At 59.7% G+C, this 23008-nt stretch carries 16 protein-coding genes; 6 read left to right on the top strand and 10 right to left on the bottom strand.

All coding sequences use genetic code 11. The features are described from left to right. Positions 1–145 precede the first annotated feature (145 nt). The 3 genes from RHP74_RS26915 (at position 146) to yjiA (ending at position 3555) form a co-directional block, all read left to right on the top strand. Complete coding sequence (locus RHP74_RS26915; protein ID WP_169858201.1) at positions 146–2212, top strand: carbon starvation CstA family protein; 2067 nt, start codon at positions 146–148, stop codon at positions 2210–2212. A 14-nt stretch (positions 2213–2226) separates the two neighbouring features. Then, positions 2227–2424, top strand: a complete 198-nt coding sequence (locus RHP74_RS26910) for a YbdD/YjiX family protein (protein ID WP_010467494.1) — start codon at positions 2227–2229, stop codon at positions 2422–2424. Between the two features lie 162 nt (positions 2425–2586). After that, positions 2587–3555 (top strand): GTPase, encoded by a 969-nt coding sequence (yjiA, locus tag RHP74_RS26905; protein WP_077749403.1) that lies wholly within the window; start codon positions 2587–2589, stop codon positions 3553–3555. Positions 3556–3654: 99 nt separating this feature from the next. Here the strand turns inward: yjiA and RHP74_RS26900 are convergent, their stop codons facing one another. From RHP74_RS26900 to RHP74_RS26880, 5 genes are all read right to left on the bottom strand, one after another. Then, positions 3655–4338, bottom strand: coding sequence for a GntR family transcriptional regulator (locus RHP74_RS26900; RefSeq protein WP_083375717.1), 684 nt, complete (start codon positions 4336–4338; stop codon positions 3655–3657). Between the two features lie 25 nt (positions 4339–4363). Further along, on the bottom strand, positions 4364–5068 hold the full coding sequence (locus RHP74_RS26895) for a FadR/GntR family transcriptional regulator (protein ID WP_010467500.1): 705 nt from the start codon (positions 5066–5068) through the stop codon (positions 4364–4366). A 67-nt stretch (positions 5069–5135) separates the two neighbouring features. Further along, positions 5136–6449 carry a C4-dicarboxylate transporter DctA gene (locus RHP74_RS26890; protein ID WP_010467502.1) on the bottom strand — a complete coding sequence of 438 codons (1314 nt, stop codon included), beginning with the start codon at positions 6447–6449 and terminating at the stop codon, positions 5136–5138. 254 nt (positions 6450–6703) lie between these two features. Then, positions 6704–7957, bottom strand: coding sequence for a serine hydroxymethyltransferase (glyA, locus tag RHP74_RS26885; RefSeq protein ID WP_010467504.1), 1254 nt, complete (start codon positions 7955–7957; stop codon positions 6704–6706). A gap of 217 nt (positions 7958–8174) precedes the next feature. Continuing rightward, on the bottom strand, positions 8175–12023 hold the full coding sequence (locus tag RHP74_RS26880; protein ID WP_311096695.1) for an EAL domain-containing protein: 3849 nt from the start codon (positions 12021–12023) through the stop codon (positions 8175–8177). Positions 12024–12309: 286 nt separating this feature from the next. On the opposite strand from RHP74_RS26880, the gene ettA reads away from it, so the two are divergent. After that, positions 12310–13974, top strand: coding sequence for an energy-dependent translational throttle protein EttA (ettA, locus tag RHP74_RS26875; RefSeq protein WP_010467508.1), 1665 nt, complete (start codon positions 12310–12312; stop codon positions 13972–13974). Between the two features lie 167 nt (positions 13975–14141). On the opposite strand, the gene RHP74_RS26870 is transcribed toward ettA, so the two are convergent. From RHP74_RS26870 to RHP74_RS26855, 4 genes are all read right to left on the bottom strand, one after another. Continuing rightward, the gene (locus RHP74_RS26870) at positions 14142–14636 is read right to left on the bottom strand and encodes a GreA/GreB family elongation factor (protein ID WP_311096694.1); all 495 of its coding nucleotides are present in this window, start codon (positions 14634–14636) and stop codon (positions 14142–14144) included. A gap of 70 nt (positions 14637–14706) precedes the next feature. Continuing rightward, positions 14707–15063: a hypothetical protein gene (locus tag RHP74_RS26865; RefSeq protein ID WP_010467512.1), complete on the bottom strand. Its 357-nt coding sequence runs from the start codon at positions 15061–15063 to the stop codon at positions 14707–14709. Positions 15064–15278: 215 nt separating this feature from the next. Beyond that, positions 15279–17132 carry a DUF4105 domain-containing protein gene (locus RHP74_RS26860; protein ID WP_311096693.1) on the bottom strand — a complete coding sequence of 618 codons (1854 nt, stop codon included), beginning with the start codon at positions 17130–17132 and terminating at the stop codon, positions 15279–15281. A 93-nt stretch (positions 17133–17225) separates the two neighbouring features. Further along, positions 17226–17714 carry a DUF3015 domain-containing protein gene (locus RHP74_RS26855; protein WP_010467516.1) on the bottom strand — a complete coding sequence of 163 codons (489 nt, stop codon included), beginning with the start codon at positions 17712–17714 and terminating at the stop codon, positions 17226–17228. A 276-nt stretch (positions 17715–17990) separates the two neighbouring features. Between RHP74_RS26855 and RHP74_RS26850 the strand changes: the two genes are divergently transcribed. Both RHP74_RS26850 and RHP74_RS26845 read left to right on the top strand, forming a co-directional pair. Further along, positions 17991–20429: a Lon protease family protein gene (locus RHP74_RS26850; protein WP_010467518.1), complete on the top strand. Its 2439-nt coding sequence runs from the start codon at positions 17991–17993 to the stop codon at positions 20427–20429. A gap of 317 nt (positions 20430–20746) precedes the next feature. Next, the gene (locus tag RHP74_RS26845) at positions 20747–21067 is read left to right on the top strand and encodes a hypothetical protein (RefSeq protein WP_010467520.1); all 321 of its coding nucleotides are present in this window, start codon (positions 20747–20749) and stop codon (positions 21065–21067) included. 24 nt (positions 21068–21091) lie between these two features. On the opposite strand, the gene RHP74_RS26840 is transcribed toward RHP74_RS26845, so the two are convergent. Next, entirely contained in the window at positions 21092–22921 is a 1830-nt protein-coding gene (locus RHP74_RS26840; RefSeq protein WP_311096692.1) for a hypothetical protein, read from the bottom strand. Between the last annotated feature and the right edge of the window lie 87 nt (positions 22922–23008).

The raw sequence follows: 23008 nt of genomic DNA, 5'->3' as shown, positions 1-23008 counted from the left end.
GATGTTCGCTGACTATAGACCGCCACGGTCAAAGCCTGCCAGTGAGGACAGTCCTCTAGACCAATGTCGGGGTATGGCCTTTGCCGTCAGGCGAGCTAAACTCGGGGTGGCTGTCTTTCTTGTCCACCCTGGCTGGAATCATAAAATGAAAAATAATAATAGCCTGCTACGCCATCTACCCTGGCTGCTGCTGGCAATCGTGGGAGCGTGCGCCCTTGGTGTCGTGGCATTGCGTCGAGGCGAGGCGATCAACGCCTTGTGGATTGTGGTCGCAGCCGTGGCCATTTATCTGGTTGCCTACCGTTACTACAGTCTGTTCATCGCCAACAATGTGATGCAACTCGACCCGCGACGGGCCACCCCCGCCGTGCTCAACAATGATGGTCTGGACTACGTCCCCACCAACAAACACATTCTTTTTGGTCACCACTTCGCCGCCATCGCTGGCGCGGGGCCGCTGGTCGGTCCGGTATTGGCTGCACAGATGGGCTATTTGCCCGGTACGCTGTGGCTGATTGCCGGCGTGGTGCTGGCCGGTGCGGTTCAGGACTTCATGGTCCTGTTCATGTCCACTCGCCGCAACGGCCGTTCCCTGGGCGACATGGTCCGTGAAGAAATGGGCCGCATCCCCGGGACCATTGCGCTGTTTGGCTGCTTCCTGATCATGATCATCATCCTCGCGGTGCTGGCATTGATTGTCGTGAAAGCTCTGGCCGAAAGTCCTTGGGGCATATTCACGGTGATGGCGACCATCCCGATCGCGATGTTCATGGGCATTTACATGCGCTACATCCGCCCGGGCCGCATCGGCGAAATCTCCGTGGTCGGGGTGCTGTTGCTGCTGGGCTCGATCTGGCTCGGTGGGCAGATTGCCGCCGATCCGGTCTGGGCCAAAGCCTTTACCTTCACTGGCGTACAGATTACGTGGATGCTGGTCGGTTATGGTTTTGTAGCCGCCTCGCTGCCGGTCTGGCTGATTCTGGCGCCGCGCGACTACCTCTCGACCTTCCTGAAAATCGGCACCATCGTGGCCTTGGCGATCGGCATCCTGATCACCATGCCTGAGCTGAAGATGCCGGCGCTGACCCAGTTCATCGACGGTACTGGCCCTGTGTGGAAGGGCGGTCTGTTTCCGTTCCTGTTTATTACCATCGCCTGTGGCGCGGTCTCGGGTTTTCACGCGCTGATCTCCTCCGGCACCACGCCGAAATTGCTGGATAACGAAGTCAACGCCCGTTACATCGGTTACGGCGGCATGCTGATGGAATCCTTCGTCGCCATCATGGCGATGGTGGCGGCTTCGGTGATCGAGCCAGGTGTGTATTTCGCCATGAACAGCCCGGCGGCAGTCGTCGGCGGCGATGTGGTGACCGTGGCCCAAACCGTCAGCAGCTGGGGCTTTGCAATCACCCCGGAAGCGCTGCAAGCGGTGGCCAAGGACATCGGTGAAACCACGATCCTGGCCCGTGCCGGCGGTGCGCCGACCCTGGCGGTCGGTATCGCGCAGATCCTGCACAGTGTCCTGCCGGGTGAAAACACCATGGCGTTCTGGTATCACTTCGCGATTCTGTTTGAAGCGCTGTTCATCCTGACGGCTGTTGATGCCGGCACCCGTGCCGGGCGTTTCATGCTGCAGGATTTGCTCGGTTCCTTCGTGCCGGCGCTGAAACGCACCGAGTCCTGGACCGCCAACCTGATCGCGACCGCTGGTTGTGTGGCGATGTGGGGCTGGTTGTTGTACCAGGGCGTCATCGATCCACTGGGCGGCATCAACACCTTGTGGCCGTTGTTCGGTATCTCCAACCAGATGCTGGCCGGTATCGCGCTGATGCTCGGCACCGTTGTGCTGATCAAAATGAAACGCCAACGTTACGTCTGGGTGACCATGCTGCCAGCCGTGTGGCTGCTGATCTGCACCACCACCGCCGGTTTCATCAAGCTGTTCGACGCCAACCCGGCGATCGGCTTCCTGTCGCTGGCGAAAAAATACAGCGATGCGCTGGCCAACGGTCAGATCCTCGCCCCGGCCAAGGACATCACTCAGATGCAGCACGTGATCTTCAACGCTTACACCAACGCAACGCTGACGGCGCTGTTCCTGTTCGTGGTCTTCAGCATCCTGTTCTATGCGCTCAAGGTCGGTATCTCCGCCTGGGGCAGCAAAGGACGCACGGATAAAGAAGCACCGTTCCAGGCGGTGCCGGATGCGTAATCGAGGATTGCACCATGTTCAATGACCTGAGTCGCCTCGGTAAATACCTCGGTCAGGCCGCGCGCCTGATGGTCGGCATGCCCGACTACGACAACTACGTCGAGCATATGCAAACCAAACACCCGGACAAACCGATGATGAGCTACGAGATGTTCTTCCGGGAACGCCAAGAGGCTCGTTACGGTGGCAAGGGTGGGCCGAAGTGCTGTTGACCCGGTTGTCGGGTTAACAGCAATCCTTGTGGGAGCTAGCCTGCTAGCGATGGCGGCTGAACATTCAACATCACTGTTGATTGACAGTCCGCCATCGCTGGCAGGCTAGCTCCCACACTTGTTTTGTGTTGCTTTTTAATTTTGTGAAACAGGAGATTCCAGTTGTCCTCTCCCATCCCGGTAACCATCCTCAGCGGCTTCCTCGGCGCCGGTAAAACCACGCTGCTGCGCCACCTGCTCAAAGCCGAGCACGGCCTGAAAATCGCGGTGATCGAGAACGAATTCAGTGACGCCGGTATCGACACCCAGTTGTTGGGCGATGAACCGGTGCAAGTGATGACGCTGTCCAACGGCTGCGTCTGCTGCACCATCCACACCGACCTGACCAAGGCCTTGTACCTGCTGCTCGAACGCCTGGACAGCGGCGAAATTGCCTTTGACCGTCTGGTGATCGAATGCACCGGCCTAGCCGACCCGGCGCCAGTGGCGCAAACCTTTTTCATCGATGAAGAGCTGCGCGAGCGTTACATCCTCGACGGCATCATCACCCTGGTAGACGCGGCGCACGCCGACACTCACCTGACGCAAACCATCGCCCAGGCGCAAATCGGTTTTGCCGACCGCTTGCTGGTGAGCAAGCGCGATCTGGTGGACGAAGCGACGTTTACCGCGTTGAGCGAGCGCCTGACCCGCATCAACCGTCGCGCGCCGATTCGAGTGGTCGAACACGGCAAGATCGACCTGGCCGAATTGCTCGACGTGCGCGGTTTCAACCTGAATGCCGACCTCGGCGGCGTCAGCCTGCGTCCGGTGACCAAGGCGCCCTCCATCGACCGGATCTCCAGCCTGGTGCTGCGCACCGACAAGCCGCTGGATATCGACAAGCTCAGCGAGTTCATGAACGAGCTGCTGGAAGACCATGGCAAGCAATTGCTGCGCTACAAAGGTGTATTGAACATCGTTGGCGAGCCGCGGCGCATGGTGTTTCAGGGCGTGTTGAAGCTTTACGGATTCGACTGGGACACGGATTGGGCAGAGGACGAGGCGCGCGAAAGCGTGATCGTGTTCATTGCCGATGATTTGCCGGAAGAGAAAATCCGTGAGGGGTTTGCGCGGGTGGCGGCGGATTGAAAGAGTGTGTTCATCGGTGATGACGTCTTTGCGGGCAAGCCTCGTTCCTACAGGTTCTGCGTAGCCCTTGTAGGCGCGAGGCTTGCCCGTGAAGGCGATCTAACCGGCAACACGATTTTTGCCTGGGATGGGTACCGGATCCAGCAACATCTGTTCAAGAATATCGAGGTGGCGGTTTAGCAAAGCCTCGGCAGTCACCGCATCCCCACGCTCCAGCGCATTGATAATGTCCTCATGCCACGCGCAAGGGGCCTCCATCTGCGCATCAAACTGCGCAATCGCCAATGAAGTCAGCGGCACCAGGCTGCCAAGAAAATGCGCCAATGGTGCATTTCCCGCCATTTCCGCCAACAGCAAATGAAACTCCCCAGACAACCGGATCGCCGGGCCGCGCTCTGTACAGTGGCGTTCGCGTTCAAGCAGGGCATGCAGGCGGTTCAAGGGTTGCGCACGAGGTTGTCGGCAGGCCAGCCGCACCAAGGTGGTCTCGGTCAGTCGTCGGGCATGCAGCGTCTGCCGAGTCTGTTCTGCATCGAGCGTGGCAACGCGGGGCCGATGGTTCGCCCGAAGGACGATGATTTGCTGATGAGACAGACGCGTCAGCACGCCACGAATGTCACTGCGTCGAACGCTGAACATCCGCGCCAGACTTTCTTCGGTAAAGCGGCTGGACGCATTGAGGCGCTGTTCGAGAATGGCGTCGAAGATCCGCGAATAGAGATCTTCCGCCCGCGGTGGAAGGGGCAGGGCAGTGAGTGTTTGCGGTGAAGCGAAGCTGTTCATGGCCTGTCTCCGGTTCGAAGAAGTTTTAACTGCCGAAGTTGTCGTCTGGAATATTCAGTTCAATGCCCATCCGCTGGCCTTCCCGAAGGATGTGCCGGCGCATCTCGGCACTGGCCTGGGCGCTGTTTTTGCTGCGAATCGCGCGCACCACGGCTTCGTTCTCCTCAAGGCGCTCAGCCAGATGCTCGGGGGAGTTGCGCAGCACCTCGGCGCTTTGCTTGAGGGCATTGCTGGTCTGCTGCACCACGCTCTGGAAAATCGGGTTCGAGGTCAGCGTGAACAGTTCTTCGTGGAACGCGATGTAGGCGTTCACCCCGGCCTCGCTGTCGTTGGCCTCCAGCGCTTCGCGCATGTCCATCAAGGTCAGGCGCAGTTGCCCGACCTCCTTGCTGCTGATCGACTGCGCGACCAGGCCGACGATGAACGGCTCGAGGGTGTAGCGCAGTTGCAAGACATCTTCCAGGCTGGCGCCGGCGACCGCGCTGTCGTGGCTTTGGCTGTCGCTGAGATGGGCGTCCAGCACCACCACGCCTTTGCCGGGCATCGAGCGCACCAGGCCAAGGGTTTCCAGCACGATCACCGCTTCACGCAGGCTCGGGCGGCTGATGCCCAGTTGTTCGGCCAGCTCACGCTGCCCAGGCAGCATTTCGCCGGAGCGCCACTGACCACGGGCCAAAGCGGCCCGGAGTTTTTCTACGACTGAGTTCACAACGGTCGACGAGGTAATCACTGTTCGCTCCATGAGCATCCAAAACGGTTGTTGACCGTGCCTGCCCGAAGACAGGCACGGCGTTTATTCAGAATTCCTGCTGATGTGCCGGGGCGACGGGTTTTCTCGGCTGGAAGGTATACCCCACCTGGCCGGAAAGCACTTTGTTCGCCCGTTGAATATCGATGTCCTTCTCCCAGCGGGCGATGGCCACGGTGGCGACGCAGTTGCCGATCAGGTTGGTCAGCGCCCGGCCGATGCCCATGAACCAGTCCACCGCGAGCACCAATACCAGGCCGACCACCGGAATCGCCGGGATCGCCGTGAGTGTCGCTGCCAGAATCACCAGCGCCGAACCGGGAATCCCGTGGGCCCCTTTTGAGGTGATCAGCGAGACCAGCAGAATCGTCAGCAAGTCGGTCATGGCCAGCGGCGTGCCGGTGGCGTTGGCGATGAAGACGATGGCGAGGGTCAGGTAGATCGAGAACCCGTCGAGGTTGAACGAGTAACCCGTCGGAATCACCAACCCCACCGTCGAACTGCCGATGCCCAGGTGCTCAAGCTTGCGCATGATTTGTGGCAGCACGGCGTCGGACGAAGCGGTGCCCATGACGATCAGCAGTTCTTCGCGCAGGTACTTGAGCAACGGCCACATCTTCAGGCCCGAAAGGCGCATCACCAGGCCGAGAATCAATGTCACAAACGCCACGCAGGTCAGGTAAAACAGGCCGACCAGGCTGCCCAGGTGTTGCAGGGAATCCAGGCCATATTTGCTGGTGGTGAAGGCGATGGCGCCGAACACGCCGATCGGCGCCAGGCGCACGATCATGCCCATGATGCGGAAGATCACGTGGCTCAGCTCATTGATCAGCCGGGAAATACCCGACGCTGCTTCGCCCACCAGGTTCAGCGCACTGCCGAACAGCACTGAAAACAGCAGGACTTGCAGGATGTTGTTCTCCGCGAAGGCGCCGATGACCGAGGTGGGGATCAGGTTCATCAAGAACTGGGAGGTGGTTTGCATGTGCTGGCCGCGCTGGGCGATGTCGCCCATGTCGGCAGCGGAAAGCTGATCCAGATGAATGTTCGCGCCGCTGCCGATGCCGGTGGTGAATGCGAACACCAGACCAATCACCAGGGCGATGGTGGTCAGGATTTCGAAGTAGATCACCGATTTCAGGCCGATGCGTCCGACCTTCTTCAAGTCGCCGGCACCGCTGATACCGCTGACCACTACGCAAAACACAATCAGGCCGATGAGCATCTTGATCAGTTTGATGAAGCCATCGCCGAGCGGTTTGAGCTGGGCGGAGTATTCAGGAAGGGTCAGCCCGCAGACGATGCCGAGCACCAGTCCGAGAACCACTTGGAGGAAGATTGAACGCGAGCACCATCTGAGCATGGGAGGAATCCTGGTCGGTGTCCTGGCTGCCGTGCGCTTGAGTGGGCGCATCAGATTCAGGACTTAATTATTGTGGTCTTACCGGTATGTCCAGTGCAGGCGCAGTCTAGGCGCTGTTTTTGGGTGATCGCAAGCGGAAATTGCATAATTGGCATGACCGGTCTGACCAGTGGTGCCGGCTCCTACAAATCCAGGGCGAAAAAAAACCGGCCATCAGGTGGCCGGTTTTTTATGGCTGCGGTTTAGCGCCGCAATTAAGCGCCGTACACCGGCAGCTTCTTGCAGATGGCCTTGACCTTCTCACGAACGGCGTCGATCACCGCTTCGTTGTTCAGGTCAGCCAGGATGTCGCAGATCCAGCCGGCCAGTTCTTTGCACTCTGCTTCCTTGAAGCCGCGAGTGGTCACAGCCGGAGTACCGAAGCGCAGGCCGGAGGTGACGAACGGGGAGCGTGGGTCGTTTGGCACGGAGTTCTTGTTCACGGTGATGAACGCTTTGCCCAGAGCGGCGTCGGCGTCTTTACCGGAGATTTCCTGCTTGATCAGCGACAGCAGGAACAGGTGGTTCTTGGTCCCGCCGGAAACCACATCGAAACCACGTTCGATGAACACTTCGGCCATGGCCTGGGCGTTCTTCACTACTTGCTCCTGGTAGGCCTTGAATTCAGGCTGCAGCGCTTCCTTGAAGCAGATCGCTTTGGCGGCGATCACGTGCTCCAGCGGGCCACCCTGGGCGCCCGGGAATACCGCGGAGTTCAGCTTCTTCTCGATGTCGGCGTTGGCGCGAGCCAGGATCAGGCCGCCACGTGGACCGCGCAGGGTCTTGTGCGTGGTGGTGGTCACGACGTCAGCGAACGGAACCGGGTTCGGGTAGACGCCAGCGGCGACCAGACCGGCCACGTGGGCCATGTCGACGAACAGGTAGGCACCGACTTTGTCAGCGATTTCGCGGAAACGCGGGAAGTCCAGAATCTGCGAGTAGGCAGAGAAACCGGCCACGATCATTTTTGGCTTGTGCTCAACCGCCAGACGCTCGACTTCGTCGTAGTCGATCAGGCCGTTGGCGTCGATGCCGTATTGAACGGCGTTGTACAGCTTGCCGGAGGAGGAAACGCTGGCGCCGTGGGTCAGGTGACCGCCGTGGGCCAGGCTCATGCCCAGGATGGTGTCGCCCGCTTGCAGCAGTGCCAGGTACACGGCGCTGTTGGCTTGGGAACCGGCGTGTGGCTGAACGTTGGCGTAATCGGCGCCGAACAGTTCTTTGGCGCGGTCGATGGCCAGTTGCTCAACCACGTCGACGAACTCGCAACCACCGTAGTAGCGCTTGCCCGGGTAGCCTTCGGCGTACTTGTTGGTCAGTACCGAGCCTTGAGCTTCCATCACCGCTGGGCTGGTGTAGTTTTCCGAAGCGATCAGCTCGATGTGTTCTTCCTGGCGCTGAGCTTCTTGCTCCATGGCGGCAAAAAGATCGGCGTCGTACTTGGCAATAGTCAAATCACGGCTGAACATGGCGGTCCTCAAGGATCGGGGCAGAAAAGGGGGGCATTCTAACTCAACCGCTTTTAGATGGCATATGAAAGGACATCATGTCGCAGACGAAAGGAATTCAGCTTCTAGCTGTAAGCCTCAAGCGGCAAGTCAAAAGCGGACCGGCCACTGCTTGAAGCTTGCCACTTGAAGCTTCCAGCTTTCTTCATGTTTGATTGATTGGAGCTGTTGGCTCCAATCAATCAAACATGAAGAGCGCATCATTGCTGAACTGCGCCTCAAACCGGCTCGCCGGCATCGGCCGGCCGAACAGATACCCCTGAACCTCATCGCAACCATGCTCACGCAGGAAATCGAGCTGCTCGTGGGTTTCCACACCTTCGGCGATCACCGCCAGATTCAGGCTGTGGGCCATCGCAATGATCGCCCGGGCAATCTGCGCATCCTGTTCACCCGACGGCAGGCCATCTACGAAGGTGCGGTCGATTTTCAGCACGTCGATCGGGAATTGCTTGAGGTAGTTGAGCGAGGAATACCCGGTGCCGAAGTCATCGACCGCAATACTCAGGCCGAGGTTTTTCAATCCGGCGAGGATCTGCATCGCTTCGCTGACTTCGCGCATCAGGATACTCTCGGTCAGCTCCAGCTCCAGGCACGCCGGCGGCAGGCCGGTCTCCTTGAGGATGGTGGCAATCCGCGTCCCGAGTTGGCCGTCGGAGAATTGCCGGGCCGAAATGTTCACCGATACCTTCGGCACCCGCACCTTGGCCTGATGCCAGGTCTTGAGCTGACGGCAGGCTTCGCTGATCACCCAGTCACCGACATCCACCACTAGCCCGAGCTCTTCGAGCACCGGAATGAAATCCCCCGGCGGCACCAGGCCGCGACGTGGATGACGCCAGCGCAGCAGCGCTTCGGCGCCGGTCAGGCGTTTGCCGTCGCCGCTGAACTGCGGCTGGTAGTACAGAACGAATTCGTCTTGTTCCAGGGCATGGCGCAAGTCGCTTTCCAGCTCCAGGCGCTCCAGGGCGCTGGCGTTCATGTCCGCCTGATAGAACTGGAAGTTGTTCTTGCCGCGCTCCTTGGCGTGGTACATCGCGGTGTCGGCATTTTTCATCAGCTGACTGAGTTCGTTGCCATCCTGCGGGCTCAGCGCGATGCCGATACTGGCGGTGACGAAGAACTCGCGCCCTTCCAGCACGAACGGTTTCACCAGGCTGGCGAGGATCTGCTCGGCGACATGGATCGCCCGGTTCAAGGCGACCTCACGGTTGGCCCGCGGTTGCAGCAACAAGGTGAATTCATCGCCGCCCATGCGCGCCACGGTGTCGTCATCATCGACGCAACCGAGCAGGCGCGTGGCCATTTCCTTGAGCATGCGGTCGCCGGCGGCGTGACCGAGGGAGTCGTTGATCGGCTTGAAACGGTCGAGGTCGAGGAACATCAGCACGACCCAGGACTTCTGCCGCTCGGCCGATTGCAGCGCGGTGTGCAGGCGGTCCTGGAACAGCGTGCGGTTGGGCAGGTGGGTCAGGGCGTCGTAGTAGGCGAGGCGGTGAATCCGCTGCTCACTGGCCTTGCGCTCGCTGATGTCGCTGAAGAAGCACACGTAACTGGCCAGGTCACCTTCATCGTCGAGCACCGCCGTTATGCCGACCCAGGCCGGGTAATGCTCGCCGTTGCGCCGCTTGAGCCAGACTTCGCCTTCCCAGGTGCTGTTCTGATGCAGTTGTTTGAGCACATAACGCAGATGGGCTTCCTGCTGCTCGTCGACGGTCAGCATGTTTGGCAGCTGGTCCAGCACCTGCTCCACGGCATAACCGCTGACGCGACTGAACGCTTCGTTAGCCTGGACGATGTAGCCGGCCGGGTCGGTGATCAGGATCGCCGACGTCGAATGTTCGAAAACCGTGGCCGCCATGCGCAGGTCTTTTTCGGCCCGGCGCTGCTGGCTGATGTCGCGCCCGACGCCGAGCACGCCTTCGAAGGCCCCGTGTTCGTCCCAGACCAGCACCAGCCGTAGCTCGATCGGGATCTTGCGCCCGTCGGCCCGCAGGCAATCGAACAGGAACAGTTGGGTCTGCACCTGAGTGCGCAGCAGCGCCAGTTGCTCGGGTTTATCCAGCGCTTTGCTGACCCGATCCATCAGGCCGTAAATGCCGGTCAGTTGCTGCGGGTTGGCGATGGTCGATTGCCAGCCGTTCTGGAAGATCCACTCGGCGTCGTAGCCCAGCACGGCATGCACCGACGGGCTGACGTAATTGAGTGCCATTTTGCTGTCGGTGGAGAAAATCACGTCGCTGATGCTTTCGGCGAGCATCCGGTAGCGCTGCTCGCTGTCACGCAGGGATTCACTGGCTTCGATCTGTTCGGTGATGTCCTTGGCCACGCCGATGATCCGCGTGACTTGATCGTGTTTGTCCCGCGCCAGTGCCTGTTCGCGAATGTCGAAACGCCGCCACTTGCCGTCACGATGACGGAACCGCAACTGGCATTGCAGCAATTGGGTGTAACCCCCGTGGCGCTGGGCCTGGCGCGAGCGGTGGTAGTCATCGGCATCTTCGGGGTGCAGGAGGATTTCCCAGAAGTACTCGCCCATCTGGTGCAACTCGGTACGGTTGTAACCGAGGGTCTGGCCCAGGTGGTGGTTACTGAAAATCATCCGCTGGCTGATCACGTCCTGCACGTACAGGTGGTCCGGCACAGTGCGCACCACATCGGACCAGAACCCTTCGCGTTCCAGCAGCGACAGCTCGATGAGTTTACGGCTGGTAATGTCGGTGATGCTCAGGATCACCGCTTTATAGTCGGCGTAATCTTCCGGCAGGCGCAGCACCAGCCACAGGTGCTGGTCGCGGCCATTGAGGTCCTGGAGTTTGATTTCCAGCTCGAGCTGTCTCTGCTGGTTGAACACCGTTTCGATCACTTGGTGGCCGATGGCGGTGCCGTCCAGCGGGCAACCGTCAATCAACAGTTTCCAGGCCTGAGCGCAGGAGTTGACGTTGAGCAATTGCAGGGCGACCTGGTTGACCTCGGTGATGCGCAGTTCCTGGAGCAGTTGCTGGCGTTGCTCCGGTCTGTCGAGCCACGCCTTGAGTTGCTCGCTGCTGTGCAGTTGGGCTTTGTCGAAGAAGGTCTTGAGCCCGGAGACGTCCAGTACGCACAGGGCAACGCCCGTGCCTTCGAAAATATCGTGATAGCGGCGGCGGCCTTCATGCAACTGGCGCTGACGGCGGCGAATGTTCAGCAACACGATGAACGGCAGCAGGGAGAAGGCCAGGCCCAGCAGGCATTTGCCGATGAATGCCGGCAACAGTTGTTCGAGCACTTGCTGGCGATCGAACAGTCCGCGCAGTTGCCAGTCGCTGCTGCTCAGGGGCACTGTCAGCACACTTTTGGCCAGATCGTCGGGGGATAACGCGCTCGGTTTGACCGAAGGCGACGCTTCATCGCGGCTGATGATCTGGTGATTGACCCGGTTTTCCACCAGCCACAGCGGACGGATGCCGGCTTCGTTTTGTTTGGTCAGTGACGAGAAAAACGTCGGTGTCAGGCGCAGGGCCCAGTAGCCACGACTGCTGCCGCTGGCTTGATGCAGCAGCAGATGCACCACTGAACCGTCGTCGGCATTGCTGAAATAGTGGGCCTGGGCGCGGCTGCGCCGGACCAGTTCACCCAGGTAATCGGCATCTTGGGCGTCGGCGGCGCTGTCACTGAGGACTTTGCCGGAAGGACTGAGTAGCGCCAGGCTGCGCAGGTCAGGCAGCGATTGTTGCAGTTTGCGCAGTAGCGCCTGCTGTTCGTCGGCACTTTGCGGTTGTTCGACGATCGGTAGCAGGTTCAGTGCAATCTGGGCGTTGAGCGCCATGTTCAGGCTGACTTGCGCGGCCAGATCGGCGGTGTAGTCGATGGTGTATTGCCGCTGGTGCTTCTGTGTTTCGCGCAGCTGATCCAGCAGCTGCCAGAACAGCAAGGCGAGCAACAACAGCACGAGTATCGCCAGCGCACCCTTCAAGGATCCGCGCAGGGGCGCGCCGGGCGCAGGATGAGGTGCGCTCACGGACGAAGGCGGAGAGACATTGGACAAACTGTAATCCTGCGGTTTGGCTGGACTGGCGCGACGTGCACTATAAGCCGGACGCCCGGAGGGCGGCTAGCATGCCTTGTGTTGTGGCGAAGTGCCAGCCCCTCCCGGCTGGACTGCCATCTGTCATTCAGGTAGCTTTGCCGGTTACGCGGGAGCGTTCCAGCTCCTAGACTCAGACTTTTTCAGCGCTCATGCATTGATACATTATCAATCTGACGACGCGCACAGTCTGGCCAGGCATCGCCTGCGCTCCAATCATTCATCTGTCACTGACCCAAGGTTCTCCATGGCTCAATACGTCTTCACCATGCATCGGCTGGGCAAAGTTGTTCCGCCGAAGCGGGAAATCCTGAAAAATATTTCGCTGTCCTTCTTCCCCGGCGCCAAGATCGGCGTGCTCGGCCTCAACGGTTCGGGTAAGTCCACGCTGTTGAAAATCATGGCGGGCGTCGACACCGAGTTCGAGGGCGAAGCGCGTCCGATGCCGGAGCTGAACATCGGCTACCTGCCACAAGAGCCGATCCTGGACCCGACCAAGACCGTGCGTGAAGTGGTCGAGGAAGCGGTCAGCGTGATCAAGAACGCCCAGGCTCGCCTGGACGAGGTCTACGCCGCTTACGCTGATGAAGATGCCGACTTCGACAAACTGGCCGCCGAACAGGCCAAGCTCGAAGCCATCCTGCAAGCCAGCGACGGTCACAACCTGGATCGCCAACTGGAAGTCGCCGCCGATGCGCTGCGTCTGCCGGCCTGGGATGCCAAGATCGAATTCCTCTCCGGTGGTGAGAAGCGTCGCGTGGCCCTGTGCCGCCTGCTGCTGTCTGCTCCGGACATGCTGCTGCTCGACGAACCGACCAACCACCTGGACGCCGATTCCGTCGCCTGGCTGGAGCACTTCCTGCACGACTTCCCGGGCACCGTGGTCGCGATCACGCACGACCGGTACTTCCTGGACAACGTCGCCGGCTGGATCCTCGAGCTCGACCGCGGCGCCGGTATCCCTTACGAGGGCAACTATTCGGGTTGGCTGGAAGCCAAGTCCGACCGTCTGGCTGCCGAATCCAAGCAGCAGTCGGCTCACGAAAAAGCCATGAAGGAAGAACTGGAGTGGGTGCGCAAAGGCGCCAAGGCCCGCCAGTCCAAATCCAAGGCTCGTCTGCAACGCTTCGAAGAAATGCAGTCGCAGGAATTCCAGAAGCGCAGCGAAACCAACGAGATCTACATCCCGGCCGGTCCACGCCTGGGTGACAAGGTCATCGAGTTCAAGAACGTTTCCAAGGGTTACGGCGATCGCGTGTTGATCGACAACCTGTCGTTCTCCATGCCAAAAGGCGCCATCGTTGGCGTGATCGGCGGTAACGGTGCCGGTAAGTCGACCCTGTTCCGCATGCTGATGGGCAAGGAAACGCCGGATTCGGGCAGCATCGAAGTCGGCGAAACCGTGCAACTGGCGTGCGTCGATCAGAGCCGCGAAGACCTGGACGGCAGCAAGACGGTGTTCCAGCAAATCTCCGACGGTTCCGATCAGATCCGCATCGGCAACTACGAGATCCCGTCGCGCACCTACGTCGGTCGCTTCAACTTCAAGGGCGGCGACCAGCAGAAGTTCGTCAAGGACCTGTCCGGTGGTGAGCGCGGTCGCTTGCACCTGGCCCTGACCTTGAAAGAGGGCGGTAACGTCCTGCTGCTCGACGAACCGTCCAACGACCTCGACGTTGAAACCTTGCGTTCCCTGGAAGAAGCCCTGCTGGACTTCCCGGGCGCCGCCATTGTGATCTCTCACGATCGGTGGTTCCTTGACCGCGTCGCGACGCACATCCTGGCTTACGAAGACGACTCGCAAGCGGTGTTCTTCGAAGGTAACTACACCGAGTACGAAGCCGATCGCAAGAAACGCCTCGGCGAAGCGGCTTCCCAGCCGCATCGTGTACGGCACAAGAAACTGGCCTGATATCGGGCGGGTTGCATGAAAAAACGGAGCCTTCGGGGCTCCGTTTTTTTATGGGTTTCAGTGACACCGCGGCGCGGCCATCGCCAGCAGGCTGGCTCCCACAGGGGATATGTGAGCGGCACAAATCCACTGTGGCAGCCAGCCTGTTAGCGATGACGGCCTGACGATCACTCGATCTCTATGCTCAATACCTCAATTATCAAATCCCCCACCGGCCGCTTCCACACCACTTCATCCCCGACCTGCGCGCCCAACAACGCCCGCCCCAGCGGCGAGCCCCAGTTGATCAGCCCACTCGCCGCATCCGCCTGATCCTCACCCACCAACTGCACACGCTGTTCGTGGCCCTGTTCATCGGCAAACGTTACCCACGCGCCAATCTGGACTTTATCGGTCGAGGAGGCCGGTACGACTAACTGAGCGCTTTGCAGGCGTTGATTGAAATATCGCCAGTCACGTTCCAGATCGGCCAGGCGCTGTTTGTCCGCGAGTTCGCCTTTCGCACTCTGTCCATTGAGCAGGTTTTGCACTTCGGCGACTTTCGCCTGAAGCTGCGCCAGCCCGGCGGGCGTGACGTAATTGGGCTGTGTGCTGACTTGCCGTTCGACCGGCTGATCGGCTTGCGCGGCGGCGTTATCTTCATTGACGAAAGCGCGACTCATGGTTTTCTCCCGTTATAGGGTTTGGGCCATGGTTGCAGGCTTTTAGTTTCGATGGATGTCTGTCCGCGACTCATTGCGAACGATAGGCACGGGCGGCGTCCTGGTCCTTTTGTTGCTGCCAGGCTTTGTCGCGGTCGTCCCAGTGGTGGCTGCGATAGTCCTCGCGATCCTCGCTTTCGCGCATGGCCTGGCACTGGCGAAAACCGTCGCTCCAGCCTTCGGCGTACTGCTTGTCCTTGAGATAACGCGGGACGTTCTTGCGAAATTCCCCGGTGATTGCCCCGGCAGCTTGTCGGCCACTGCTGCAACCGTCATCGAAACCATCGGCGAACGCCGGTGGATAACCCTTGGCGATCAAATCCTCGTGGGTCGTCTGGCAACCCGCGATCAACATCAACAATCCCAGCACACCTGCGCAACGCCACATCTTCGACTCCCGAGCCGTTGGACGGCCTATGGGTGAAGTCTAGGAGTGGATTCGTGAGGCAGTTGTGAAAGGCGTGTGATTAATCTGTTGGCCACCACACATCCGCTGTGGGATCGAGCCTGCTCGCGATGGCGGTGTATCAGTCAACACTGATGTCGACTGATACACCGCCATCGCGAGCAGGCTCGCTCCCACGGGGACGGTGGGGTGTCAGGTCAATAGTGGTACCACTTTACCTCAAGCATCACTTCGTTCTCGGGCGAGGCGAGGTGGCTGAATTCGCGCTGGGCACTCAGGCGCAGGCCCAGGTTGCGCGACAGTTCCCACTGCTGGTTGAGGCTCACACTGCGGCGCACCTCGCCGTTGGTGAAGAAATCGCCCTTGGTTTCCAGGCTGAAGTTGCCCAGTGGGTTTTTCCACAGCAGACCGCTATTGAAACCTGCCGCCGGTGCGATAAAGCCCGCGAAGTCGTTGTTGTGTTCGACACGCACGGTGCCCAGTGCAAAGCCGAGCATGTCTTCACCCAACTGCCAGGTGCCGCCACCACCACCGTTGACGTGGCTGACCAGCGTTTCATCGTCATGCTTGCCTGGCACGCGTTCCAGGCCGCCCGTGACTTGCCACGATAATGGCTTCAACAACTCATTACGCGGCGTCAGGGAGCGAATGGTCGCCAGGTCCAGTTGCTGGAACTGCCAGTCATTGCCTTCGTACTGGCGCAGTTTCATCTGCAGGATTTCGATCTGCGCACCGAGCGGGAAGCTCTCGGCGTTATCGTTGAGGTCGTGATACGCCATGCGCAGGCCATATTCGCCAAAGGCCTTGTCGCCCCGGGTGCCGATGCCGGCCTGCCAGGTGCGGGATTCATGACCGTCCTCGGGCAGGCCGGGCCTCGGGATGTCCAGCTCAGGGGCGGGATTCTGGTTGATCGCTCGCAGCAGTTCGAAACTGCGTTGCGCCCTCTCAGGGTCGCGCTCCTGACCGTTGGCGCGATAGCGTTCGAGGCGGTAAGACGCATCGATGATCAGCGCCTGGCGGTCGCGCGGTTGAGCCTTGAACGCCGGTGTCTGCAATTGCTTTTGGTCGGCGCTGACTTTCAGCACCCACTCCTGTTCTTCGTCAGTCAACGGCTCGGCGCGGCTCAGCAGTTCCCGTTCACGGGACGGACGATACTGAATGGATTCCACCAGCCCGGCTTCTTTCACCGCTTTGACGGTATCGGTCGGAATGGCCGTCAGTGGAAACTGTTCGGTCAGGCGCAGGCTTGGCCGCGCCACCTGCAGCAGCTCAAGCAGGCGATAGGAGCAGTTTTCGTCGAAAAAGAAATAGTCGAACTGGATCTGCTTCAACTCCCAGACGTGCTCGACCATGCGCTCGGTTTCTGCCTGCGTCAGGTTCAGCCGGTACTCCCACAGGTCCCGGTTTTCGAGGCTGCGGTATTCCGAGAGTTTTTCCTGATACGGCACCAGCGCGAACAGCCCCGGATAGCCGCCCATCAAGCCTTTCCAGGCGTAGAGGATGCTGTTATCCGAACCTTCGATGTAGGCGCCGAAGTTGATCGCGTAACTGAGCAGCGCGGTGTGATCAATCTGCACATCGGCCTGGTCGATGCGCAGCAAGGTATGGCCGAACATCGATGACGGACTGTTCAGGTAAGCCGCCGGGAAAATCATCACCGCGCTATGGGGCGAGACATCCTTGAACCATTGCGTGAACTCAGTGCAATCGAGCGCCGGCAAATCAGTCAGGTTGAGCTGCGCTTTCAACCAGCGGGTGCGCGCCGGGTACACACATTGGGCATGTTGTTCGCCCGCACTGGCCGGGGCGTACAGCGCCTGCACGGTGGCCGCCAGTTCGCGGTCGGGGTGTTCGTTACCGTCGGGTGCGAGAAAGAACTTTTTGTCGCTGACATAGCTGCGCCAGCCGCCCAGCTTGGCGGTTTCGTAATGGCCCAGGGAAATCCAGAAAGGGTCGTTGGCCAGTTGCTGCAAACGTTGATTGTCGACATGTGGCGCGGCGGACAGCGGGGCGCAGACACAGAGCGCCAGCCAGGCAAGGCGTTTGAGCATAGTGAGCAACTTAAGTCGAAAAAAAATAAAGACCCAAGGGGGACAGGTCCAAAAAATAAAACCCGCCCCCCGAAAGGAGCGGGTGGGTCGAGCTTAAGCTTGAGTAGCGTACTTGGCCAGACGTGGATCGTTCTTCAGAACGGCCAGGGTGTTGGTATGCACGTCGTCAGCGGTCACGTCAGCCTTGCTGAAGATCTGCTGGAAGTGCTGGTGAGTCACAGCGGCGAAGTGCGCACGGTCTTCCGGCGCCACGCCCAGTACCACGGCATAGGTCGTCAGCGCTTCGCCGTTACCTTTGGCCATGTCTTCGGACAGCTCGTTCATCATGCCATTCATGGCAAACCAGGATTTGCCGCCATAAGTCAGCGACGCATTAGTCGAGCAACCGTTGGTACCAGAAGTCATACCGAACGTTGCGTTACCGGAAGTGCCGTTGGTGGTGGATGCCAGGAAGTGAGCCGGGGTGCCACGCTGACCTTCGAACAGCATGTTGCCCCAACCGCAATCCGGGCCGCCTGGCGCTTGGGCCATGGCGTTGATGGATACAGCGGTGAAGAGAGTACCGAGAAGAATCCGTTTCATAGCTTTGTTCTCTTTATGTGCATACCAATGGACAAGGGGTCTGGCCCAATCCGGCGCCAGTGGGCCAGTTATTAATCCAGCCGCGCAGTTTGGAGTTTAGGCACGTTCCCGGGGTTCCGTGATTTTTTGCAAAACATTCGTTGAAATCATTGATTTGTCCCCGGCCGGCCTGGAGATGACGGTTTGTCTATGCTTTGGCTGGAGGCGCGCCTTGCAAGTGAGGTATGGGCAGCGCCAGAATGCCGCTATCTGCCCCGCCTGATGTAAGGAAGCCCGATGCCTGATCCTGTTGCTGCCAGCTTGCGTCTAGCGCCTGAAGCGCTGACCCGTCCGTTTTCCGCTGAACAGTTCAGCTTCTCTACCACCAATGATCTGGAGCCCTTTCGCGGTGTGCTTGGCCAGGAACGTGCGGTCGAAGCCTTGCAGTTCGGCGTGGCCATGCCACGCCCCGGTTACAACGTATTTGTCATGGGTGAGCCCGGCACCGGCCGGTTTTCGTTCGTCAAACGCTACCTGAAAGCCGAAGGCAAGCGCCTGCAGACCCCGGCTGACTGGGTCTACGTCAATAATTTCGATGAGCCTCGCGAGCCTCGTGCACTGGAATTGCCATCGGGCACTGCTGGCGCCTTCATCGGTGACATCAACGGCTTGATCGACAACCTGCTGGCGACTTTTCCGGCAGTGTTCGAGCATCCGTCCTACCAGCAGAAAAAAAGCGCCATCGACCGCGCCTTCAACCAGCGCTACGACAAGGCACTGGACGTGATCGAGCGCCTGGCGCTGGAAAAGGAGGTCGCGCTTTACCGCGACGCCAGCAACATCGCGTTCACGCCCATGAGCGAAGGCAAGGCCCTGGACGAAGCGGAATTCGCCCAGTTGCCGGAAGCCGATCGCGAGCGTTTTCACGACGATATTTCCGGTCTGGAGGAGCGACTGAACGAAGAGCTCGCCAGCCTGCCGCAATGGAAGCGCGAGTCGAGCAATCAGCTGCGCCACCTCAACGAAGAAACCATCACGTTGGCCTTGCAGCCGTTGCTGTCGCCGTTGTCGGAGAAATACGCCGAGAACGCCGCCGTTTGCGGTTACCTGCAAGCCATGCAGGTCTACCTGCTCAAGACCGTGGTCGAGCAACTGGTGGACGACAGCAAGACCGACGCCGTCGCCCGCAAATTGCTGGAAGAGCAATACGCCCCGAGCCTGGTGGTCGGTCATTCGTCCAGCGGCGGTGCGCCGGTGGTCTTCGAACCGCACCCGACTTACGAAAACCTGTTTGGCCGCATTGAATACAGCACCGATCAGGGCGCGATGTACACGACCTATCGGCAACTGCGGCCGGGCGCATTACACCGGGCCAACGGCGGTTTCCTGATCCTAGAAGCGGAAAAAATGCTCAGCGAGCCGTTCGTGTGGGATGCGCTCAAGCGCGCCCTGCAATCGCGCAAGCTGAAGATGGAATCGCCGCTTGGTGAGCTGGGCCGCCTGGCCACCGTGACCCTGACGCCGCAACACATTCCGTTGCAGGTCAAAGTCGTCATCATCGGTGCGCGTCAGCTGTATTACACGCTGCAAGACCTCGATCCGGACTTCCAGGAGATGTTCCGCGTCCTGGTGGATTTCGACGAAGACATCCCGATGGTCGACGAGAGCCTGGAGCAGTTCGCCCAGTTGCTCAAAACCCGCACCTCGGAAGAAGGCATGGCGCCGCTGACGGCCGATGCCGTGGCGCGCCTGGCGACTTACAGCGCGCGCCTGGCCGAACACCAGGGGCGTTTGTCGGCGCGCATCGGTGATCTGTTCCAACTGGTCAGCGAGGCGGACTTCATTCGTCACCTGGCGGGGGACGAGATGACCGATGCCGGGCATATCGAACGGGCGCTAAAGGCCAAGGCCACCCGTACCGGGCGGGTCTCTGCGCGGATTCTCGATGACATGCTCGCCGGGATCATCCTGATCGACACGGACGGCGCCGCCGTCGGCAAGTGCAACGGGCTGACCGTGCTGGAAGTCGGCGACTCGGCGTTCGGTGTGCCGGCGCGGATTTCCGCCACGGTCTACCCGGGCGGCAGCGGCATCGTCGACATCGAGCGCGAGGTCAACCTCGGCCAGCCGATCCACTCCAAGGGCGTGATGATCCTCACCGGGTATCTGGGCAGTCGTTACGCCCAGGAATTCCCGCTGGCGATTTCCGCGAGTATCGCGCTGGAGCAGTCCTACGGTTACGTCGATGGCGACAGTGCGTCGCTGGGCGAGGCGTGCACGCTGATTTCGGCCCTGTCGAAAACGCCGCTCAAGCAATGCTTTGCGATCACCGGCTCGATCAACCAGTTCGGTGAAGTGCAGGCGGTAGGCGGGGTCAACGAGAAGATCGAAGGCTTCTTCCGACTCTGCGAAGCCCGTGGGCTGACCGGGGAGCAGGGGGCGATCATTCCTCACGCCAACGTCGCCACGCTGATGCTCGACGAGAAGGTGCTCTCGGCGGTGCGTGCGGGGCAGTTCCATGTCTACGCCGTGCGCCAGGCTGACGAGGCGTTGAGCCTGTTGGTCGGAGAGCCTGCCGGTGCACCGGATGCCGATGGCCAGTTCCCCGAAGGCAGCGTTAACGCACGGGTGGTGGAACGCTTGCGCGTGATCGCGGAAATGATCAGCGAAGAAGACCTCAAGGAAGCCGAGAAAGAAGCGGCGCTGGAAGCCCTGGTGGAAGCAAAACCGGCCTGACCGATCTGAGGATCACCCCGATCCACAGTGGGAGCGAGCCTGCTCGCGATGTGGCACTTTCATCCAACACATGTGTTGGCTGAAAGTTCGCTATCGCGGGCAGGATCAGTCCCACATTTGGGATGTGTCCACTTCAAGAAAGTGCCATCACTCTGACGCCAATATTCACACAATGACCATTCGGCGCCTTCTGGTCTGACTTGACGTGCTAGTCAGACTTTTCTTCTATTCTCAGCTCAAGGATATCGACAGTAATCACTGGATCGAGACAGCCTTCCCGTGGGGGCTGAACACCGGATCTACCGAGGGTCGCCGCCATGTCGCGCAACCTCTGCCTCACCCGTCAATGCCTGGGCCTTGTGACCCGTATCGAGTGTGCCATCCGTCCGTTGGCGGGGGATACGGGCATGTGGACCTTGCTCTTCGCCGCCGGAATGGCCGGCGAACAACCTTCCGCCATCAAGGCGCAGGGACCGTTTCATGGGCCTTTCGTGGCGGAGTCCATCCTCGACACGATTGTTGAAAGCCTGACGCTGCATGGCTACGAACTGGCCGATGACCCACAAATCTGGTGCCTGCACCTGCAAGCCCAGCTGCGGGAAATCAACGGGGGCCGTTGCCGCAACCTCAATGGCTGAGTTCGGCGGGGCCACTGAAACCGGTTATTGATCAAGGTGGCTCAAATCCGCCTTGGCCAGTTTGACCTCGAAACCATATTGCACCGTGGTGAGGTCGGTTCGCTGATAGGTTTCCAGACGTGTTGGCTGGCCATAGAAGTAATGCACGGCAAATAGCGCCGGGCCTTCTGCGCTCGCGTCGTGAGTGACCGAAAGGATTTCTTTCAGATAGTTTCCAGAGTCGTCCTTGGCGAAAAAACGCCACTCCTGGGCAGGAAACAGCTTCAAATCAACCACCAAGGCATTGCCTTTGAGTTCCAGGCCTTTGGGCAACGTATGGGCGTCGAGCGTTTGTTTGGCCACCGTCGCCAGAAACAGCGGCATGGAGCCCACTGCATAGGCCGGTGTTTCCGGAAACAGGTTCAAGTCATAGGTGATGGCGCCACGTAGCGGATCGACCTCGTAAGCCTCAAGCGGCAGCTCGATCGGCCCATCGCGCTTGCCACTGCCATCCTCCGTAAAGAACGTGACCGGGCTATCGCCAGCGCTGAACGATGTACCGAGCATCTCGTCATTGAAGCTTCTGGGGTGGTCGAACTCAATGCGTGCGGCGCTGGGGTCATCCACCGACTGACTGACGATGATGCCCTTCTTCAGCTGTTCCTCATTCAATGTCGCGCCCTTGAGCCAGGTCGGGGCCTGATCGTCATACACCACCACCGGTAGGGTCAGTGGCTGGATGGTTTTTGCCGTGGTGTGTGAGTCGAAGCGGCGCACCGACAGGTTCAGGTCCTTGTGGGTCAGCGTGGCGGCCGAGAAATCCAGAACGCTCACTTCAACGGTTTCGACCGGACCGTTGAAATACACTTTGGTGTAATGATTCTTCTGCTGCGCCTCGAAGGTGCGCTGTTCTTCGTCGATCTGCTTTTCGAAAGTCTCGCTCCAGGCTTTCTGCTGCTGAATTTTCGCCAGTTGTTTTTGATAGAAGGCAATTTGCGCAGCGGTTTCGTTGATCGAACCCGATCGCGAGAGGAATTGCCCGGTGATGTCCCTGGCCTGGACGATCAGCGGATTCAACGGTGTTTCGCTGACTTCAGGAGCCAGTGGTGCGCTGTTGTTGAATTCGATTTCGGCGTAGTTGTTGCCCAGTTTCAGCAAGGTGACGCTGAGGTTGTCGTTGGTGCGGGTCTGGCCAACGTCTTTTTTTGTCAGGTCGAAGGTGTAGAGCCGGCGCGGGGCGATGACCTCGACCTTGCCTTGCAGGCTCACCGGTTGAGGCTGGTTCTTGTTGTCCATGTCCAGACCGTCGATGAACGGATAGGTCACCGTCAGATCATCCGGGTTGGTCAGGTTGGAACTGGAGGGGCTCAGTTGAATGCCGGGATCGGTTTCCGACCATTCCGGCTGGAACGCGATGACGCGCTTGTTGCTCAAGGTCACCGATTGCCATTCCAGGCCATGGGGAAAGAGAAACGCTGCCGGAATGTTGAAGTTGAAAGGGAACACCGGTTGCAGGTCGGTCAGGTAGTCGGAACTGGAATCCTTGTGCAGCACGAACAGGCCGTTGATGTAGGTGTCGACCAAAGCCTGAGGCGTGGGGTAGTGCTTGAGCACGGCGAGAGCGTCTTCGCCGTATTCGGTTTCCACGGGTTTGCTGTCGAGCTTGAGTTGCGCACGCTCGAGCAACAGCAGTGAACCGCCGAGTTCGGCAACGGCATCCCTGAGCTTTGGATCCTCAATCGCATCCAGAGACTTCTCGAACTGCGCGGTCTTTTCCTCGAGGCTAGTCTGGCGCTTCTCATCGCTGGGTGAGCAGCCGCCCAGCAGCAGAGCCAGGCAAATGCCGGCACTCGTTATTGGCAATCGCACATCCATTTCCAGTCTTCCTGTCCGATGTCGCTGAGCTGTCAATAGTCTGGACACTAGCAGAAAAACTTTGTGGCACACGCGCAGGTCGCGGAT

The sequence above is a fragment of the Pseudomonas sp. SG20052 genome (assembly GCF_031766055.1).
Classification (GTDB): domain Bacteria; phylum Pseudomonadota; class Gammaproteobacteria; order Pseudomonadales; family Pseudomonadaceae; genus Aquipseudomonas; species Aquipseudomonas mandelii.
Note: the sequence above shows the minus strand (reverse complement) of the source record. Positions and strands in the feature narration are given on the sequence as shown.

What these genes read in the sequence shown, in the direction of transcription:
- RHP74_RS26915 (WP_169858201.1), top strand. Translation starts at nt 146, where the DNA reads ATGAAAAATAATAATAGCCTGCTACGCCATCTACCCTGGCTGCTGCTG.
- RHP74_RS26910 (WP_010467494.1), top strand. Translation starts at nt 2,227, where the DNA reads ATGTTCAATGACCTGAGTCGCCTCGGTAAATACCTCGGTCAGGCCGCG.
- RHP74_RS26900 (WP_083375717.1), bottom strand. Translation starts at nt 4,338, where the DNA reads ATGAACAGCTTCGCTTCACCGCAAACACTCACTGCCCTGCCCCTTCCA.
- RHP74_RS26890 (WP_010467502.1), bottom strand. Translation starts at nt 6,449, where the DNA reads ATGCTCAGATGGTGCTCGCGTTCAATCTTCCTCCAAGTGGTTCTCGGA.
- glyA (WP_010467504.1), bottom strand. Translation starts at nt 7,957, where the DNA reads ATGTTCAGCCGTGATTTGACTATTGCCAAGTACGACGCCGATCTTTTT.
- ettA (WP_010467508.1), top strand. Translation starts at nt 12,310, where the DNA reads ATGGCTCAATACGTCTTCACCATGCATCGGCTGGGCAAAGTTGTTCCG.
- RHP74_RS26870 (WP_311096694.1), bottom strand. Translation starts at nt 14,636, where the DNA reads ATGAGTCGCGCTTTCGTCAATGAAGATAACGCCGCCGCGCAAGCCGAT.
- RHP74_RS26865 (WP_010467512.1), bottom strand. Translation starts at nt 15,063, where the DNA reads ATGTGGCGTTGCGCAGGTGTGCTGGGATTGTTGATGTTGATCGCGGGT.
- RHP74_RS26860 (WP_311096693.1), bottom strand. Translation starts at nt 17,132, where the DNA reads ATGCTCAAACGCCTTGCCTGGCTGGCGCTCTGTGTCTGCGCCCCGCTG.
- RHP74_RS26855 (WP_010467516.1), bottom strand. Translation starts at nt 17,714, where the DNA reads ATGAAACGGATTCTTCTCGGTACTCTCTTCACCGCTGTATCCATCAAC.
- RHP74_RS26850 (WP_010467518.1), top strand. Translation starts at nt 17,991, where the DNA reads ATGCCTGATCCTGTTGCTGCCAGCTTGCGTCTAGCGCCTGAAGCGCTG.
- RHP74_RS26845 (WP_010467520.1), top strand. Translation starts at nt 20,747, where the DNA reads ATGTCGCGCAACCTCTGCCTCACCCGTCAATGCCTGGGCCTTGTGACC.
- RHP74_RS26840 (WP_311096692.1), bottom strand. Translation starts at nt 22,921, where the DNA reads ATGGATGTGCGATTGCCAATAACGAGTGCCGGCATTTGCCTGGCTCTG.